This window comes from Chloroflexus sp. (assembly GCF_034434295.1).
In the GTDB taxonomy this organism is placed as follows: Bacteria; Chloroflexota; Chloroflexia; order Chloroflexales; family Chloroflexaceae; genus Chloroflexus.
In genome coordinates this window covers 18976-34995 of record NZ_DAOTZQ010000124.1, presented here as the reverse complement: position 1 = coordinate 34995, position 16020 = coordinate 18976, and the positions used below count along the sequence as shown (strand labels likewise).

The following is a 16020-nucleotide window of genomic DNA, read 5'->3' as shown; positions in this document are numbered from 1 at the left end:
GGATTCCTGTATTCCAGCGAAACCGTATTTCTAGTTGACGACCAGCTTACCCTGCATCAATGGGTAGTGACCGGGCACTGTACAGATGTAGAGGTACGTGCCCGCAGCAGGGGCAGTGAAGGTAACTTCTACTGTCTCATTGCCGTTAGCCAGCGGCGTCTCGGCAATGATGTTGCTCTTATCAGCCGGCAAATAGTTGGCCGCCGGGCCGGCGCTCAGACCGGCGTTAGCAATGGCGGCAGCCTCGGCATCACCACCCTTAACCAGAATCCAGTTGTGCTGCTGAACAGCCGAGTTATTCTTGAAGCGAATGGTTACAGTTTGACCAGCGGAAACTGTCAACTCTGTTTTGTCAAATGCAAGCTCTTCACCCTTTGAGCCGATTTCAATCGTTACCGGCCCGCTACCGGAACCACCACCGGTAGAACCACCGCTACTTCCACCACCACCGCAGGCAGCCAGCACCATTGCCATCGCCGTTAATACGGCCAGAACCATCATGCGCAATGTAATCTTCATCGGTTGCTTCCTTCCTTGTGGCATCTATCACAAGTATACACGTCAACATTTATACCACTATCTTAACCATTGTCAAGCTGATCAGCACCGCTCTTTCAGAGTTTGTACGCATTGACATTATTCCTGATCTTTCTCTTTGTTACGGCCTAAACGTTCGTTACGCCGCTGATGTTCCCTTCCGGTAGAGCGCTGCTGTTGCGATGATCGTGCGGATGGTGGTTTACTTTTTGGCCCACTGCGAGACGGCGTCGAACGCGAGCGTTCTTCACTACGTGCCCGTGGTTCTCGCGCAAACTCCCGCCCCCGCTCGCCGCTATCGCGCCGTGCCCGTGGTTCTCGCGCAACCCCCCGGCTCCGCTCGTCACGTTCCTCACGTGATCGAACATCAGGTGTGCGATTGGATGGTCGCTCGTCATCACGATCTCGTACTGATGATGACCCTACTCCCGGAGATCGCTCTACCGAAGGGCGACGTTTTGCAATGTGAGCACGTAATGCAGCCACCTCTTCATCAGTCAGATAGCGCCAGGCCCGTGGTGGCAAATCACCGAGTACCAGATCGCCTTCACGCACGCGGATCAATCGACGCACCTCATACCCAAGCAGCTTTGCCACTGCGCGAATCTGGCGCTTCCGCCCCTCACGGAGGACGATCCGTACCCATACGCCCTCTGGGGCAGTGCCAATCAGCTCAACCCAGGCCGGTGCGGTCATTTCGCCATCGAGCAAAACCCCGTTACGCCAGCTCCGCAGTGCTTCCGGTGTCAGTGCTCGATCAAGTAGCACCCGGTACTCTTTCTCAACTTCAAAGCTGGGATGGGTCAGTGCGTAGGCCAGCTCGCCATCATCGGTGAGGAGAATCAGACCCTCACTATCCATGTCAAGGCGTCCAACCGGAAACACCCGTGCCGGAACATTCACCAGATCGAGCACTGTTGGACGACCATGCGTATCTTCTGCGGTTGAAACGACTCCTGCCGGTTTATGCAGCATAATATATGTACGTTTGGTCGGCATCTGTAACGGTTGACCATCAACCAACACTTCATCGTGATCGAGGTCAACACGTGTTCCCGGCACAACAACGACCCGACCATTCACCATTACGCGCCCGGCAGCAATCAGGGCTTCGCAGTCACGGCGGGATGCGATACCAGCGCTGGCCAATACTTTTTGTAGACGTTCAGGGCTCACAGACAGCCTTTCTGTATCGTAAACAACATCCATCTGCCTGAAGACTTGCGTCTTCACCTTGTGTAAGACATACTGTTTATTATCGTTTGACAGTATACCATACCGATTTTTATAGCCTGATTTAGGGTACAATAAAGGCAGGCGATAGCTACTATCTCCCCGAACAATGGAACAGCAGACATCGAGCCAACTATTTCGCGCTTATGTACCCGCCACACTACGTGACCAGCTTAGCGCCGGTCTGCTACGCGCAGGTCAGATACATACCTACCAGGGCACGATTCTCTACACTGATCTGAGCGGATTCACCCGCCTGACAGCAACATTCGCCACTCTGCCCGATGGTGCTGAGCGTCTTCATGGCATCTTAACCAGCTATTTTGAGGTGATGATTGCCACTATCGTTGCTAATGGCGGTGACGTTATCCACATAGCCGGTGATGCATTAACAGCCTGGTGGCCCGGCATGACTGATCCTGCACTGGCGATTCCCTGTGGTCATGCCCTGCATAATGCAATTGCTGTCCTCAATCCAATTGTGACTCCGAACGGACCCTTTACCCTTGAAATTCGAGTTGGTGTAAGCGTTGGGATCGTCCACCTGTTACTGGTTGGAATTCCCAATCAAGGCATTCACCCGGTGCTGATCGGCGCACCAATTGACGCAGCCAGCCTCGCCGAACAACAAGCCAGGCCAGGAGAGGTACAGCTCTTATTACCGGCGTTCCGACCAACCCGATTCTGTGATTACCAGCCGCCACCCGAAACACCCATCCTGACGTGGGAACATTTCCTGCCACCCAGCTTTGCCCGTCGTCTTCGTTTAAACACGCTGGTTGCCGAGTATCGCCGGTGCGTACCGGTATTTGCCGCTTTTGATCTGCCTGAAGATCCAACAGCGTTACAACCACTGGTTATGCAGGCACAAGCAATCGCCATGCGGTGGGGTGGCTGGCTCAACGAAATTGAAGTCGGTAATAAAGGTGCAGTAATGGTCTTTCTATTCGGGGCACCAGTTGCTCACGGTGACGACACCAGTCGGGCTGTGGGATGTGCAGTAGAGTTGCGCGACCGTGGCATCATTCGCAAGGCAGGTATCACTGTTGGCTCAGTCTTTGTGGGAGAGGTAGGAAGCCGTTTGCGACGGGTGTATACCGCACAGGGTGAAGACATGAACCTGGCCGCGCTCTTAATGGAACAGGCGCAACCCGGTGACGTTGTCATTTCTGGGCGTGTACGACAAGACACCCTTGGCCGGTATCGTACATCGCCGCCACAACAGTTGAATATAAAGGGCTATAGTCGAAGTATTCCGGCGGCAGTTGTTTTAGCGAAACATGCCTTCACCGACGAACGTCCATTTTCGTCACTCCGGGCCTCACTACCCGCTAATACCGAACTGATCGGGCGCACTCAAGAGCGCCAGATGATCGATCACATCCTTGATATCGCCAGGCAAGAGGGTCAGGTGTTATTGATCGAGGGTGAAGCCGGCATCGGTAAATCGAGCCTGATACACCATCTGAGTGCCAGGTGGATTGAGTACGGCTACCATGGCTTCCGAGGCGAATGTCGGAGTGGTATGCAAGAACAGCCACTACATCTATGGCGTAACATTCTCAGCGAACTATGTGATATTGATGACAGTGCGCCGATGCAGGTTCGCCAGGCACGTTTACAACACATCGCCACCACGTTCTCATCAACCCGACCACAACATATTGCAGCACTGGCGTATCTGTTTAAAATTGACGGCTTTGACTACACAACAAAATCAACCGATATTAGTCCTCTGGTAGTAGACCTGCTGATGAGTCGTGTAAAGCACAAGCCGCTCCTGATAGTGCTCGAAGACATCCACTGGGCTGATCATGCCTCGTTGAAGCTGATTCAAGATGTGATTGACACCCTGTTACCTCAACTCCCCCTGCTGATTGTTATCTCGTATCGACCGGCACCCGAACATTTGGGATCGTTCACGAACCATATACGGCAGCACCCCTTCACTACACACCACGTTTTGGAACGATTACCCGTTTATGAACGGGCAATGCTTATCCAGCAACTAATTGGGGTAAAAGATGTTGATCATCGCCTGCTCCACTATCTTGAACGATACGCTGCCGGTCAGCCGTTGTTTATTAAAGAATACGTGCGCCTCCTGTTGCAAAAAGCACTAATCGCTATTGAGAATGACACTGCTCGACTCTTGAGACCATTACCACCGATGCAACTCTCTAGTTCGGCATTGGGCATTGTGCAGGCGCACATAGATCGCATGGAGGAGCGCACCCGTCTTACCTTCAAGGCTGCAGCCGTTATTGGGCGCAGCTTTTCCTTGCGCTTGTTACGCCATATTCACCCGGCTCGCATTAGCGAGCGTGAACTGCGCGAAGATATTGAAGCGTTGCTACGCGATCAACTGATTGAGATGGAGATGGCTGAACCAGAGCCAGTATACCGGTTTATCTATGGTATTGCTCACGAAGCAGCATACATAAGTCTCCTCTTTGCCCAACGAAGACATCTCCATCAGGCGATTAGTAACTGGTACCTGTCCACATATCAACAGGAATTAGCCGGACAGGATGCACCACTGGCAGTGTACGATGTTGTCATCGACCACAGTATACGCGCCGAGTTGTGGTCGATTGCTGTCGAACACTGCTGGCAGGCAGCGTTGATCTGTGCCCGGCGTTCGCTGTTCCACAGTGCACTTCGTTACATCGAACAAGGTGCAGGTCTGGCCGGTCCTGTTGGTCGACGAATCGACCTGATCGGGTTACGCATGCTGCTTAATGATCGCATTGGTAATCATCTTTACCAGGAAGAAGATTTTCGCCTGATTCAACAATTGTTAAACGAACAGGCACAACCGGCGATGCAGGCATTAGCAGCAGTACTGTACCTTCATCACGTTCTCGTTAGTGGGCAATTCCATATGGATGAACAGATTACATATGCGCAGGCTATGGTTCGTCAAATACAGCACCACCCTGTCTTTGGTCGGCTCTTGCAAGCCTGCATCTGGCTTATCAATTCCCAATACCTGGCACTCAAAGGGCAATCGAACCAGGCTCTGGAGATACTCCGTCGGGTCAATCGATTATGTGCACTGGTACCCCGACAGGGAACAACAATACAACCATTCAATGATCTGCTACTCCCCGACATCATCATTGCTCAAAGTTACGAACTGGAGGGCTGGATCCAATTCGAGCTTGGTGCATTCCGTCGCGCAACAAGTAGATTCCAGCAAGCCATCAAGCTGGCGCGTACTGCTAATGACTGGATTGTTGAGAATCGTGCCCTGATTGGATTATGTCATGTAACGCTGTTCAGTAGCCAGTATGAAATGGTAGAAGAGCAATTACCGCATGCCCTCTACGTTTCCCGTACGATTGGCGACCGTTATGGTCAGGTGCTGGGATTGCGCACCCAGGCTCTCCGGCACGCAAAGCGCAACGACATGCGCACAGCACGTCGGCTTATCTGGCAAGCAATTGCTATCGCTAATAGTTCACAAATCGGTATTCTTGAGGTCGTATTGTTGAATGAGCTTGAAAAAATGGTTATCGCAATGGAGGAAGACCCTGAAACAGATAGTGCAGATTGAGAGCCAGTGAGGATGCCCCATCTTTTACGGAAAAAAAGCATGCCACCAGCGTTGCCAGTTCGGAAGCGGTTGGGGAGTAGGTTCTGGCGTGGGAGGAATGGTGGGTGTGGGAGGAAGAGCCAATGTTGGCACGCGCTCCGGTACCACAATAATATCGCCATCACGTGCCAGACCTAAATCACGCGCCCATGCTTCAGTTGCGGCATCGGATTGCTCGTATTCGAGCTGCGCCGCTAACGCTTGCGTCGTCGCCTGCAATGCCTCGATCTCAACCTGAGCTGTAGCCAGTTCCTGCTCAAGATGACGTGCAATAAGAAGCTGGTTTACCAGATTAACCGACATACTACCGATCATGACAAGCAAAATTGCCATGATCGTCAGCGAAGTAAGCGTGCGTCCACCACCAGGGAATGTCGTCGTCAGCCAACGACGGAAGCGTCCACGCACCATCGCCCAGTTTCGGCGCAATGCGGTAAAGGTGAACGATTGCTTTGGCGATGAGCGATAACGGCGCATAAGAGTATAGGCTTGCACGACAGAGCACAAGACCTGCTGTGCAAGCTATTAGCACTTATTACAAGTGATCACGACTCGGTAGTCGAGCGCGGTGGTTCGAGCAGCAGCGGTTCTTCAATGTTGGTGGTCATCGAGCTTTGGCCACGGAAGAGACCACCTGGTTCGATGTGCAGCGCAGCCGTGGTAATGTCACCCCATACTTTACCAGTGGGTGAGATTTCCAACTGTTCAAGAGCAGTGATCTGCCCCTTCACTGCACCTGATACGTGAACATTACGCGCTTTTATGGTCGCAATCACCCGACCCGTCTCACCGATGATCAGATTACCAACCACCTCAATATCGCCTTCTACAGCGCCATCGATGCGAACATTTCCCTCGGCATTTAAGGTGCCGACGAAACGTGTGTTGGCACCGATCACCGTCTCTGGCCGCCCATTTACAACTGTCGGCGGCTGGGCGGGTTTGCGGTTTGTACCAAACATGCGTGCGATCCTCCTCCACATAACCGGCCACCTGTCTGTATCATTATATGCGGGCGAGGCCGGAAGACACCCCGATGAGTCGGGAAATCATTGCCGTCATTATAAACGATACCGGCAGTGCGAGCAACGTACAGTAGTTATCTATAACCCAAGTTGCTACCTTTGTCACCACAGAGACACGGAGGATACAGAGGATGTGTATAACCCGGGTTGCCACCATGAGACGTGACGAAGTGTGTCCATGAGACCTGGCTGCTCCTCTAATCGTTCACACAGTTACGCCACACGGTGTTGCATGCAACGTCGTGCTGTTCCTGGCAGTCAGACTCCGTGGCCTGATCACAATACAGGTAGCAACCTGGGTTATACTACCATCCATCATCGTGCGAGAGGCACGTGTAGACGTTGCAGCTTGCATGTGCAAGTACTGACCCATGCAACCCACCAGCCCCACAACCAACGGTCGTAGGGCAGATCAGAAAACCACCCGTTGTAGTTATCTTTCACGTATCCTGTGAGAGGTTTTTCTATGGCGCGAGCCGTTCACGGTGCCAGCCATGTTCGGTGCGCGTATATAAGAGCCGGTCGTGCAACCGTGATGGCCGCCCCTGCCAGAATTCAATCCGGTCGGGGATGACTCGATACCCGCCCCAAAAGGGCGGTCGTGGCGGTTCCTGATCGGCAAAGCGAGCAGTGAATTCGGCTACGCGCTGCTCCAATTCAGAGCGATGGGCTATCGGTTGGCTCTGGGGTGATGCCCAGGCTCCGATCCGGCTATCGCGTGGCCGGCTGGCATAGTAGGCATCTGCCTCCTCATCGGCCACCCTCTCGACAGAGCCTTCAATTCGCACCTGCCGTTCCAGTTCCGGCCAGTAGAATACCAGAGCCGCTACCGGATGAGCTGCCAGTGCCTGCCCCTTCCGGCTTTCATAGTTGGTAAAAAAGACAAAACCGTGCTCATCAATTCCTTTCAGCAAGACCATACGCGCAGAAGGACGCCCATCAGGATCAATAGTCGCCAACGTCATCGCGTTCGGTTCGATTAATCCCGCCTCAACAGCCTCACGTAGCCAGCGCGTAAACTGAACCACTGGATCGGGATCAGACTCTGCTTCAGACAAACCGCGTTGGGTATACTCTTTCCGCAGTTCAGCAAGATTCATAGCAGACACTCCATTTGCACAGGAACAACGACTGACGTACAATAGCGCAGATGATGGACAATAGCACAGCCATTTACGTTGCTCATCCAGATCATGCCGTAGTAGCGGAAACCCTGCTCACCCTTCTGATCGAACAGGGTTTTAGCACCGCACAGTGCGCACCGCACGATGTGAGCGGTATTATTATGATACCTGATAAACCCACGCGCCACTTCTTCATTGCACCATCAGCGCAGGGTTGGGTGGCAATTTGGGAAGATCCACGTTACTTCGCCGACCGCACGCTCGCACAGGCACTGGTCAGACATCTGCAAACACGGAGCGTCTGGATTGAGGTGGGGGGAAATGGGGTAAGCTGGGCACGTGGCCTGTACGAAGGGTCAACCATTTGCGAAGAGTGCTTTGAGGCGGTTGAAACGACCTTCTACGGAGAACGAGGTGTCGTCTACCTGACTTTTGATTCTGATACGATGCCTGACGAATGGATTGCGCAACTCGGCTTACCTGATCCCGATCTCCATTATGAAGCCATTCTTGCCGGCGCCCAACCGTCAGCCGGGCCACCGTTGTACCTCGTCGTGCAGCGTAGCAACAGCAACGTGTCGTCTGCTGCTGCGGGTGGCTGATGCCATGTACTGCTATGCCATACAATATTTTGATGATTGCCTCGACGAGCTTCTTCTCCGATTACGGCAACCACGTCCGCATTCTGGAAGAGATTCGTGCGCTCCAACGTCGTGGTCACCGCATTGTTTTGGTTACCTATCACAACGGTGATGATATTCCGGGTATTACGATCTATCGTTCGTGGGATGTACCATGGATCAAGCGGGCCGTTGTTGGTTCATCGCGGCACAAACTCTATCTCGACATCGGTTTGGGGTGGCGTGCCTTACGGACTGCACTCCGTATGCGCCCGGATATTATTCACGCTCACACCCACGAAGCGGCAGCCATCGGGTTACCCCTCCAGCGTTTGCTCCGCCGACCACTCATTCTCGATTATCAGGGGAGTATGACCAGTGAGATGCTCGATCATGGTTTTATCCGACGGAGTAACCCCCTGTTCATCCCGCTGACTCGTTTGGAGCGCATGCTGAATCGCGCCGCTGATGCCGTGATGACATCCACCCACAATGCAGCGCATCTCCTGCGTCGTGACGGCTCTGTCCCTGAAGAGCGTCTCTTCACCATTGCCGATGGCGTAGACACCGAGCGGTTTCGCCCGTTTGATGGCTCACCAGAATGGACAGCCCAGCGCACCGAATTACGTGCCCAGCTTGGTATTCCTCCTGACCGGCGTATCGTCGTCTATATCGGTCTGCTCGCACCCTATCAGGGCACCAATCTGCTCCTCGAAGTCGCCCGTCAGATGTGTCAGGTCTACCCGAATCTTCATTTCCTGATAATGGGTCATCCCGATCCGCAGAGCTACCGCAACCTGGCTGCCAGCCTGGGGATCGCGGATCATGTCACGTTACCGGGCCGCATTATCTACCGCGATCTGCATAGCTATCTGGCGCTGGGTGAGGTGGCAGTTGCACCAAAGATGAGTCTGACCGAAGGGAATGGCAAAATCGGCAATTACATGGCGATGGGCTTGCCGGTGGTTGCCTTCGATACGCCGGTTAATCGCGAAATACTGGGACCATACGGTTTTTACGCTCGATTAGGTAATGCCGCCGATTTTGCTGCTCAGTTGGAGCTGGCACTCACCAACCGGGAGCTGGCAGCCGCACGGGCAGCCGGTGCCCGCGCGCGTGCAGTGGCTGAACTTTCATGGGAACGGGCGGCTATCGCCATTGAAGCTATTTACGCCGCGGTCATTGCCCGGCGTCAGGAAGCTGCAGCAGATGATGAAGAGGAGGCGTAGTCGAACCTGACCTGTATATCGTCAGACCGACGACCCGATACGTCTTCCTATGCATAGCGAGTGCGGAAGGATAACCAGGTTGCCACCTTGTTGTCACCACAGAGACACGGAGGACACAGAGGAGGGGTATACTCTATGTGGCTACTGTGAGGCGTGACGTAGCACGTCCATGGGGACTGGCTGCCATCCACATTAGAACCTGTTTCAAAAAACATCTACTATGAAGGTATCTCATTCATTGCCGACTGAATTCCATGTATCGTGACGAGCACACCTGGCATCCGCGTGACTAGCCGGGTCAACGACGTGACACGCGCCGGATCGTGAGCACGGCTGGCGCGGCAGCATGGCTGCCGCACGCCAAACGACGCCACACGCGGATGATAAGCGATCAAGGCAACCTATTCAGCACGTGATGGCACCGGAGATAGTTATTAGAGCGCGATAGTACGCTTTTTATGAAATAAGTTCTATTCATGTGGCTACGCCACACGGTGTTAAAGGCAACGTCGGGCTGTTATCAGCCTCAATGGCCTGCTGACAGCATAGGTAGCAACTCGAGTGCGGAAGGCTAACTTCCGCACTCTCGCTACTTCATCTACGCAGGACATGCACCGTCTGATCGTCGCCGACGGGCACCATCACAAAATCTGGCTCAAGAACAGCTTCGTGCGCTCGTTGCGTGGATTCGTGAAGAACTGATCAGGAGTACCCTCTTCAACAATCTGCCCCTGATCCATGAAGACAATCCGGTCGGCCACTTCACGTGCAAAGCCCATTTCGTGCGTCACACAAAGCATGGTCATACCACTACGGGCCAGCGTCTTCATCACATCGAGCACCTCTTTAACCATCTCAGGATCGAGGGCCGAGGTCGGCTCATCGAAGAGCATGATCCTTGGCTCCATTGCCAGTGCACGGGCAATCGCAACCCGCTGCTGCTGACCACCGGAGAGCTGACCGGGATATTTGTACGCCTGCTCCTTGATCCCTACACGCTCGAGCAATTCAAGGGCCTTTGCTTCGCTCTCCTTGCGGGTCTTTTTCCGCACCCAAATCGGGGCCAGTGTAATATTTTGCATCACTGTCAGATGCGGAAAGAGGTTAAATTGCTGGAATACCATCCCTACTTCACGCCGGATGGCATCGATATTGCGAATATCGCTGGTCATTTCAATGCCATCAACGATAATTCGGCCTTCTTGATGCTCCTCAAGCCGGTTAATTGTCCGAATAAAGGTGCTCTTGCCGCTCCCTGACGGCCCGCAGATAACGACGACTTCACCACGTTTCACGCGCAGGCTGACATCTTTGAGGGCATGAAAATCACCGTACCATTTATTAACGTTTTCGCAGATGATGATATACTCACTGCTCCCATTGCCACTCATACGATATTCCTTTCACACCGGGTTCACATCTCAAAGGTGTAGCAAAGCTCGCCGGAACGGCAGCTAACCAACTTACGAGACACACAATCAATGCCGGCTGCGAGCAATCTGGTCTTCGATGCGCTTACTGATCCGTGACATCGTGAAGCTGAAAACCCAATAGATGGCAGCGATCACGAGGAATGTCTCGCGCCAGACCCCGCTCGGCGTACCGAGCCACTGCGGTTGACCGACGATATTTTGCGCTGCGCCGAGGAGATCGACTAGACCAATAATCACAACCAGTGAGGTGTCTTTGAAAAGAGCGATGAACTGACCAACCAGCACCGGCACCACAGCACGCAGCGCCTGCGGCAACGTAATGAGCAACGTTGCCTGAAACACATTCAGACCGAGTGCCCGTGCTGCTTCGACCTGCCCCTTGGGAATTGACTGCAAGCCACCACGCACATTTTCGGCCAGATAGGCTGCGCTAAACAGGGTCACCGCGACAATTGCCCGTACCAGCGCATCAACACTCTCGCCGCCGGGGATGAAGAGCGGCAGTAAGAGTGCACCCATAAAGAGCACTGTCACCAGGGGCACACCACGGATCAGCTCAATGTAGAGCACACAAAACGTGCGAATAACTGGCAATGAACTCCGACGCCCTAATGCCAGCAGAACCCCTAGCGGAAATGAGAGCACGATACCACTAATCGCCAGTAGCAACGTTAATAGCAAACCGCCCCAAAGTTTTGTCTCAACGATTGGCAGACCAAGGCCACCGCGCAAAATCAGGATAACCGCAGGGTATGAGAGTAACCAGGCGATGATAAGTGGCCAACGGATACGGTTGCTCAACCGACGTGCCAGTTGATCGCCACCCACCAGCAAGCCAGCACAGAGAAACATAAAGAGCCAGCCGGGTAGTGACGTTTGATCCGGCAAATCGGGGAACGTAAAAGCAGCAAACCCAATCCCAACACTGATGGCGGCTGCCCCGAAGGCAACCATACGCACGGTTCCACCCCACACGCCGGCACTCAATCCCAGCAGCAGCAAGACCAGCGCCATAGCCGCCTGCGGTCGCCAGAGCTGGTCGACCGGATACGTCCAGGTAAGTAAGAGCTTAATATTCGTGAACGCAGCCGGCCAGCCGGGAGCCGTCACCATCCAGGAAACAAAACTGGTTACGGCCTGGATCACAATGTACAGCAAGACGATAGTAATAATCGCGTTGTACCAGGTTGAAAAGAGATTTTTGCGCAACCACTCGATCAGACCAATCTGCTGACGCGGTGCACGACGCGAAGTTGGACGACTAACTTCAGTTGCCACAGGCGTCTCCTTATCGCTCGACAAGCTGGATGCGGCGGTTATACCAGTTCATAAACAGCGATGTCAGCAAACTGACCGAAAGATAACTGGCCATGAGCATCAAGATCACCGGTACCGCCTGGCCGGTCTGATTGTTAATCGTGTTGGCGACGTAGAAGAGATCGGGATAGGCAATCGCAATTGCCAGACTGCTATTCTTGGTCAGGTTGAGATACTGACTGGTTAGCGGCGGAATAATTACCCGCAGCGCCTGGGGCAAGATCACCAGCCGCATCGTCTGTCCGGGGGTCAGACCAAGGGCACGCGCTGCCTCACGCTGACCTTTGCTGACAGCCTGAATACCGCTGCGCACAATCTCGCCGATAAAGACTGCGGTGTAAATAACTAACCCAATCAACAAGGCAGCGAAGCTATTCGTGACTGTTACGCCACCTTCAAAATTAAAGCGCTGCAACACCGGTACGGAAAGGCTCACTGGCCAGACACCATTCGTCAGATAGGTAACGAGAAAACCGAGCAAAGCGATACCCAACGCGATGAGCAACGCATACGGTAAGGCCACGCCAGGGCGATCACGACGCACAAATTGAATCCGGCGTACCACGTAGAAGACGATCCCAATCACAATACCGGCATAGACCCACACCATCCAGGTATCGAAGTCATTGCCCGCCTGCGGCCAGGCCAGGGTAATGCCGCGGTTATGCAAAAACATCAATCCGCCGACATCAATACTCTCTTGAATACGGGGGAAGAGGCGGGTAAGTGAAAACCAGAAAATCAACTGCAAAAGCAAAGGAATATTACGCACAATTTCAACATAGATCAATGCCACATTACGCAACAACCAGTTATCAGAGAGGCGAGCAATACCGAGAATTAACCCTAGTAGAGTAGCAAGAATAATACCGATCACAGCTACACGAACGGTATTCAAAATACCAACAATAAACGCTCGCCCATACGTCATGGAAGGATCGTACTCTATAACACTTTCAGCAATAGGAAAGCCAGCCGGCACAGACAGGAAAGAAAAGGTAGGCAATAAATTGGCCTGACGTAGGCCATTAATCATATTTGAATACAAAAACCAAACGAATGCGATCACCAAAATAGCAAATACCACTTGAACAATGATCGCAATAATGCGCGTATCACGATAAAAAGGAATATTTATTTTGCCGGGAGGAACCGATGGCGAACCAACAGCCATAACTTTCTCCTGAAGGGTAAGACCTTGAAACACCGATCCATAAACACAGAGTGCATTTGAAACGATGCTTCGACCAGATGGCTTGATAACACCACGAATAGAACGTTGCGACAGAATGGCAGGCAATCAACCAGACAACTGAAGGAATGGCAAGACCGACAATTGACACATCCTCCAGGTAGCGACGGCGGAGGAGATACATCCTCCGCCGTCGCGGTGATGATTAGCGGAAGGGCGGTGAGTAGAGCAGACCACCCTCGGTGTACAACGCATTCAAACCACGGGGCAGGTTGAATGGCGTGTCGGGGCCGAGATTGCGGTTGTAAATCTCAGCATAGTTCCCAACGTGGCGGATCACACGAACAGCAAAATCGTTGGACAGACCGATACCAGCACCTAGCTCACCTTCGACACCGAGGAAGCGCCGAATCTCCGGCACATCACTCCCCAGGAACTGATCAAGATTCTGCGACGTAATACCGTACTCTTCAGCCTGGAAGGTGGCGAAGACGATCCAACGCACTGCATCAAACCACTGTGGGTCACCCTGGCGCACTGCCGGACCGAGTGGCTCCTTCGACATCGTTACCTCAAGAATCTTATGATCGGCCGGGTTGGTCAGCAGAGTCAGGCTGGAAATGAGACCTGACTTGTCAGTCGTAAAGCCATCACACTGGCCCGCATCGTAAGCAGCGCGCGTCGAGTCACCATCGGGGAAGACCACCGGTGTGAACGTCAGACCACGGGCACGGAACTGGTCAGCCAGGTTCAGCTCAGTGGTAGTACCGGTCTGCACACAGATGGTTGCCCCATCCATGTCCTCAAGCGTCTCAATACCGCTGTCCTTGCGTACCATCATTCCCTGACCATCGTAGAAGGTGGTGGGTGCCCAATCCAGACCCAGTGACCCATCGCGGCCTAGAGTCCAGGTGCTATTGCGGATAAGAACATCAATTTCGCCGCTCTGCAATGCAGTAAAGCGCTCCTGAGCACTCAATGGACGAAACTCAACCTTCGTCGGATCGTCGAAGAGGGCAGCAGCGACAGCACGGCAGAAATCGATGTCAAAGCCGCGATAGACACCAGCCGAGTCGACCGATGCGAAACCAGGCAGCGGGTTATTGTTGACACCGCAGATCAGCGTACCACGGCTAAGAATTCGTTCAATCTGACCACCGGCAGCCGGCTGATTGGTGGTACCACCTGCCGGAGCTGAGGTTGCTGCCGGTGCAGCAGTCGGAGCCGGCGCCGCCGGTGCTGCGGTTGGCTGTTCAGGAGCCGAGGTTGCCGGTTGCGCCGGCGCCGTTGTGGGTGACTGTTGGGCCTGACCACCACAGGCGGCCAGCACCAGGCTGAGTAAGCCTGCCAAAACCAGAGTAATGTGTTTGCGCATGTTTTCTCCTGTATCATCTGAATACGGTTACGCGAATACACCGGACCTTCCGGTGCTGCAAACCGTGCGGTCCCATTGAAATAAGGCGATCCACTGCCTGCGGCCCCATCGCACAGCATTGACTTCATGTCGCTCGGATTGCGGGAATGATACCATGTTCTTGTAGATCGCGCAAATGGCTGCGGTCGAGTATGGGTTGGAACCATACCTTTCATATTGCTTTTTCAGAGATGTACATTCGATTGACTAACGGTAATAACGTTATTACAATTTAACGTGATTACCAAAACCAAATAATGGAGTAGAAACCAGTATGAAACCCATGTATTGATGGCTTATAGTGTTGACACTTCTCCTGACGACGCTTCCGGCAGCCTCGGCCCAATCCGACCAACGCTGCTTTCCAGAAACCGGTTTTTGTATCAGCGGGCGCATCCGTGAGTTTTGGGAACAAAACGGCGGTTTGCCCGTGTTTGGGTTTCCCATCACGCCCCAGCAGGAAGAGATGGTAGAAGGAAAAGCTGTTCAAGTCCAATGGTTCGAGCGTAATCGCATTGAACTGCACCCGGAAAATCGCCGACCATACGACGTTCTGCTTGGCCGCCTGGGTGCTGATCGACTTGCTCAGCAGGGACGGGATTTTTTCACGTTTCCAACCAGCCAGCCCCAGCGCGGATGTCGCTATTTTCCCGAGACGCAACACAATGTGTGCGGTGACATTTTGACCATGTGGCGATCAAATGGTCTGGAGTTCGATGGTCGCCGGGGCAAGAGTGAAGCAGAAAGTCTGGCCCTGTTTGGGTTACCCCTCTCCGATCTGATGACTGAAGAGATCGATGGGCGGGTACTGCAAGTCCAATGGTTTGAACGAGCACGGTTTGAGTTGCATCCTGAGAATGCGCCACCGTACAACGTTCTCTTGGGCCTGCTCGGCAATGAGGTACGGGCGCACATGAGTACGCCGCCAGCACCACCACCATCTTTGCCACCACCTACCTTCAACAACTGTCAAGCAGAGCCTAACCCAGGTGCAGCGCCGAACTATCCGGTCAGAATCGTCGGTATTGACAAGCGAGCAGAAACGGTAACATTACGAAATGTCAGCCCTGATCCGGTAGATCTGACCGGCTGGCGGATGTGTAGTATCCTCGGTAATCAATTCCATCCGATTGGTGGTATTCTCCAACCCGGTGAAGAACGCCTATTCCCCGGTCCAGAGGGAAATATCTGGAATAACAGTGAACGCGATGACGGTGCGTTGTATGATGCAGAAGGTCGGTTGGTGAGCTACTACGAAGACCGTTAGCCTTCATCCATAAACCTAGCCATAACTCCAG

At 53.4% G+C, this 16020-nt stretch carries 13 protein-coding genes; 4 read left to right on the top strand and 9 right to left on the bottom strand.

From position 1 onward, the window contains the following. Nucleotides 1-30 precede the first annotated feature (30 nt). Both VAE57_RS16410 and VAE57_RS16405 read right to left on the bottom strand, forming a co-directional pair. Nucleotides 31-519, bottom strand: a complete 489-nt coding sequence (locus VAE57_RS16410; protein WP_322822935.1) for a plastocyanin/azurin family copper-binding protein — start codon at nt 517-519, stop codon at nt 31-33. A gap of 117 nt (nt 520-636) precedes the next feature. Beyond that, nucleotides 637-1713 (bottom strand): pseudouridine synthase, encoded by a 1077-nt coding sequence (locus VAE57_RS16405; RefSeq protein WP_322822934.1) that lies wholly within the window; start codon nt 1711-1713, stop codon nt 637-639. A 166-nt stretch (nt 1714-1879) separates the two neighbouring features. Here VAE57_RS16405 and VAE57_RS16400 point away from each other — a divergent pair, with 166 nt between their 5' ends. Continuing rightward, nucleotides 1880-5329 carry an AAA family ATPase gene (locus tag VAE57_RS16400; protein WP_322822933.1) on the top strand — a complete coding sequence of 1150 codons (3450 nt, stop codon included), beginning with the start codon at nt 1880-1882 and terminating at the stop codon, nt 5327-5329. Between the two features lie 24 nt (nt 5330-5353). Here VAE57_RS16400 and VAE57_RS16395 read toward each other — a convergent pair whose 3' ends face one another. The 3 genes from VAE57_RS16395 to pdxH all read right to left on the bottom strand — a co-directional run bounded on the left by VAE57_RS16395 (nt 5354) and on the right by pdxH (nt 7493). After that, on the bottom strand, nt 5354-5863 hold the full coding sequence (locus VAE57_RS16395) for a septum formation initiator family protein (protein WP_322822932.1): 510 nt from the start codon (nt 5861-5863) through the stop codon (nt 5354-5356). A gap of 50 nt (nt 5864-5913) precedes the next feature. Beyond that, complete coding sequence (locus tag VAE57_RS16390; protein WP_322822931.1) at nt 5914-6330, bottom strand: polymer-forming cytoskeletal protein; 417 nt, start codon at nt 6328-6330, stop codon at nt 5914-5916. Nucleotides 6331-6857: 527 nt separating this feature from the next. Next, nucleotides 6858-7493, bottom strand: coding sequence for a pyridoxamine 5'-phosphate oxidase (gene pdxH / locus VAE57_RS16385; RefSeq protein ID WP_322822930.1), 636 nt, complete (start codon nt 7491-7493; stop codon nt 6858-6860). Nucleotides 7494-7543: 50 nt separating this feature from the next. Here pdxH and VAE57_RS16380 point away from each other — a divergent pair, with 50 nt between their 5' ends. Continuing rightward, nucleotides 7544-8119 carry a hypothetical protein gene (locus tag VAE57_RS16380; protein WP_322822929.1) on the top strand — a complete coding sequence of 192 codons (576 nt, stop codon included), beginning with the start codon at nt 7544-7546 and terminating at the stop codon, nt 8117-8119. A 14-nt stretch (nt 8120-8133) separates the two neighbouring features. Further along, nucleotides 8134-9366: a glycosyltransferase family 4 protein gene (locus VAE57_RS16375; RefSeq protein WP_322822928.1), complete on the top strand. Its 1233-nt coding sequence runs from the start codon at nt 8134-8136 to the stop codon at nt 9364-9366. A gap of 641 nt (nt 9367-10007) precedes the next feature. Here VAE57_RS16375 and VAE57_RS16370 read toward each other — a convergent pair. The 4 genes from VAE57_RS16370 to VAE57_RS16355 form a co-directional block, all read right to left on the bottom strand. Then, nucleotides 10008-10757 (bottom strand): amino acid ABC transporter ATP-binding protein, encoded by a 750-nt coding sequence (locus VAE57_RS16370; RefSeq protein WP_012259082.1) that lies wholly within the window; start codon nt 10755-10757, stop codon nt 10008-10010. 87 nt (nt 10758-10844) lie between these two features. Further along, a complete protein-coding gene (locus VAE57_RS16365) occupies nt 10845-12077 on the bottom strand; it encodes an amino acid ABC transporter permease (RefSeq protein ID WP_322822927.1) in 1233 nt (410 codons plus the stop codon). A gap of 10 nt (nt 12078-12087) precedes the next feature. Next, nucleotides 12088-13290 carry an ABC transporter permease subunit gene (locus tag VAE57_RS16360; protein ID WP_322822926.1) on the bottom strand — a complete coding sequence of 401 codons (1203 nt, stop codon included), beginning with the start codon at nt 13288-13290 and terminating at the stop codon, nt 12088-12090. 223 nt (nt 13291-13513) lie between these two features. Next, nucleotides 13514-14683: an amino acid ABC transporter substrate-binding protein gene (locus VAE57_RS16355; RefSeq protein ID WP_322822925.1), complete on the bottom strand. Its 1170-nt coding sequence runs from the start codon at nt 14681-14683 to the stop codon at nt 13514-13516. Nucleotides 14684-15023: 340 nt separating this feature from the next. Between VAE57_RS16355 and VAE57_RS16350 the strand changes: the two genes are divergently transcribed. Continuing rightward, on the top strand, nt 15024-15989 hold the full coding sequence (locus VAE57_RS16350) for a lamin tail domain-containing protein (RefSeq protein WP_322822924.1): 966 nt from the start codon (nt 15024-15026) through the stop codon (nt 15987-15989). Nucleotides 15990-16020 lie beyond the last annotated feature (31 nt).

Bases quoted from the DNA above. Each gene is read 5' to 3' on its own strand.
- VAE57_RS16410 (WP_322822935.1), bottom strand. From the start codon at position 519: ATGAAGATTACATTGCGCATGATGGTTCTGGCCGTATTAACGGCGATG.
- VAE57_RS16400 (WP_322822933.1), top strand. From the start codon at position 1,880: ATGGAACAGCAGACATCGAGCCAACTATTTCGCGCTTATGTACCCGCC.
- VAE57_RS16390 (WP_322822931.1), bottom strand. From the start codon at position 6,330: ATGTTTGGTACAAACCGCAAACCCGCCCAGCCGCCGACAGTTGTAAAT.
- pdxH (WP_322822930.1), bottom strand. From the start codon at position 7,493: ATGAATCTTGCTGAACTGCGGAAAGAGTATACCCAACGCGGTTTGTCT.
- VAE57_RS16380 (WP_322822929.1), top strand. From the start codon at position 7,544: ATGATGGACAATAGCACAGCCATTTACGTTGCTCATCCAGATCATGCC.
- VAE57_RS16375 (WP_322822928.1), top strand. From the start codon at position 8,134: ATGCCATACAATATTTTGATGATTGCCTCGACGAGCTTCTTCTCCGAT.
- VAE57_RS16370 (WP_012259082.1), bottom strand. From the start codon at position 10,757: ATGAGTGGCAATGGGAGCAGTGAGTATATCATCATCTGCGAAAACGTT.
- VAE57_RS16360 (WP_322822926.1), bottom strand. From the start codon at position 13,290: ATGGCTGTTGGTTCGCCATCGGTTCCTCCCGGCAAAATAAATATTCCT.
- VAE57_RS16355 (WP_322822925.1), bottom strand. From the start codon at position 14,683: ATGCGCAAACACATTACTCTGGTTTTGGCAGGCTTACTCAGCCTGGTG.